Annotated in this window: 1 protein-coding gene; it reads right to left on the bottom strand. The window is 70.8% G+C overall.

The features are described 5' to 3' along the window. Positions 1 to 114: 114 nt before the first annotated feature. The gene (locus ACFWX1_RS43100; protein WP_378395693.1) at positions 115 to 1,845 is read right to left on the bottom strand and encodes a multicopper oxidase family protein; all 1,731 of its coding nucleotides are present in this window, start codon (positions 1,843 to 1,845) and stop codon (positions 115 to 117) included. Positions 1,846 to 2,051 lie beyond the last annotated feature (206 nt).

Raw genomic sequence — 2,051 nt, 5'->3', positions numbered from 1 at the left:
TCTTTGGTTCACACCCTCACCCGCCCGCGCCGGCCATTGCTATTCGCGCCCGACCCCTATGGGAGTCGCAATATCCCCCCCCCACGTGGCGTTTCCCCCCAAATCGGCGCTGGGCTATCCGTGTCCGCCGTGGCCGTGGCCGCCAGGGTGGGTGTGGAACCGGGCCACCTCGGGCGGGTGCACGATGAACGGCCGCATCATGCCCATGTCCTCGTGTTCGAGGACATGGCAGTGGTACATGAACTCCCCGGTCGCGCCTTCCATCCGGCCGGCGACGGTGAGCCATTCGCCTTGCCGTACCTGGAAAGTGTCCTTCCAGCCCTCCTCCCACTTCTCGATCGGCGGCCCGGCGTCCGGCACGGGCAGCGGCCTGGTGGTGCCGCCGGCGGCGAGGTCGAAAGCGGTCAGGTCGGTCCACGTCCGGCGGGCCAGCAGCTGGAACCGTGCCAGGTGGATGTGCATCGGATGCGGTGATCCGCCCAGCTGGAGGAAGTTCCACACCACCCACCGCCCTCGGACGAAGAAGAACGTCCTGGTGTCGTCGAACAGGCTCGCGACCTTCCGGAACGTCCGCACCTTCGCCGTGGCCGGGTCGGTGAGCTGGATGATCCCGGTCGCGGGGAACCGCGCCGGCAGCTCGTGTGGTTCGGTGATCTCCCGCAGCTCCCACATCGCCGGGTTCGGCTCGCCCGCCACGTCCGGCGGGAGGGTCGCCACGAACACGTGATCGTGCTCCTTCGGCACCGTCGTTCCGTGTTCCAGGCGCACATAGGACTTCGACAGCCGCGCGGGCAGGACGACCGGGTCGTGCCTGCCGCGGCGTTCGACGCGGAACTCCATGATGTCCGGCTCGGCCGCCGGGCTGCCCGTATTGGTGAGGCGCAGGCGCTGTCCCGCGAACCGGCTGAAGTCGATCAGCAGGTCGACGCGCTCGGCGGGCGTGAGAGTCAGCCCGCCGGCGGGCAGCGCCGCGGGGGCGGGCAGCAGACCGGCGTCGGTGCCCGCGACGCGGACGGCGTCGTTGTGCACGGTGCCCGCCTCGTCGATCAGGTCGAGGCGGAAGAACTGCGAGTTCGCCGCGTTGAGCACGCGGAAGCGGTACCAGCGCGCGGACACGTCGAGGTGCGGCCAGATGACGCCGTTCACGAGGGTGAACGGGCCGGTGACCGGGACCATCGTGCCGGTCAGCGGCGAGTAGGGCATCTTGTACAGCAGCCTGCCGGTGAGCGCGCCGGTCGCCGGGTCGGTGTCGAGGTTGCGGTCGGTGATGACCAGCGGGATTTCCCGTTCGCCTCGCGGCAGCCCGAGCGCGTCCTCCTCTTCGTCGCGCACCAGGAACATCCCGGCCAGCCCGGCGTAGACGGTGAACCGGGTCACGGCCATCGCGTGGTCGTGGTACCACAGCGCCGTCGCCGCCTGGCGGTTCGGATACTCGGTCAGCTGCGCGTCCCCCGGTGATACGCCGTTGTGTGCCCAGCCGTCGTTGCAGGCGCTGGTCACCGCTCCGTGCAGGTGCACGACGTTCCACGGCGGCAGGTCGGCGACCCCGTCGATGGGCGTCACCCCGGGCGGGAGACTGCCGTCGGGATTGCGGTAGCCGGGCACGTACGCCGGCGACGGCTTCCGATACGGCACTCGCACCGCCACCAGCGGGATCGGGCCGGTGAGATCGTTGTGCCACGCGACCCGCAGCCGCCTACCACTACGCACCTCGATGGTCGGGCCGGGAAAGTGTCCCTCGTAGGTCCACAGCGTGGTCGCGGGCAGCTGGGAGTGCAGCCGGGTCCGCGCGGTCGTCATGCCGATCGTGATCTCGTCCCGCCACCGGCTCGCGTGCGGCCGGATCACCGGGGGAATCCGCAACGGGTCCCGGAATTTGGTGAGACCGAAATGCGGCGCCCCCGGGGGGTAACCCCACGCCCCCGCAGCGGGGGGGGGGGGGGGGGCGGGCACAGGGCGTGTGCATCCTTGTGGGTGGGGGGGGGGGGGGGTTTCAGCTGTGCCGGGCGCGGGTGCTGGGGATGGGCTCGCCCCATCGGTCACCCCACTGC

Origin of the sequence: Amycolatopsis sp. NPDC059021 (assembly GCF_042739895.1) — a bacterium.
In the GTDB taxonomy this organism is placed as follows: domain Bacteria; phylum Actinomycetota; class Actinomycetes; order Mycobacteriales; family Pseudonocardiaceae; genus Amycolatopsis.
Note: the sequence above shows the minus strand (reverse complement) of the source record. Positions and strands in the feature narration are given on the sequence as shown.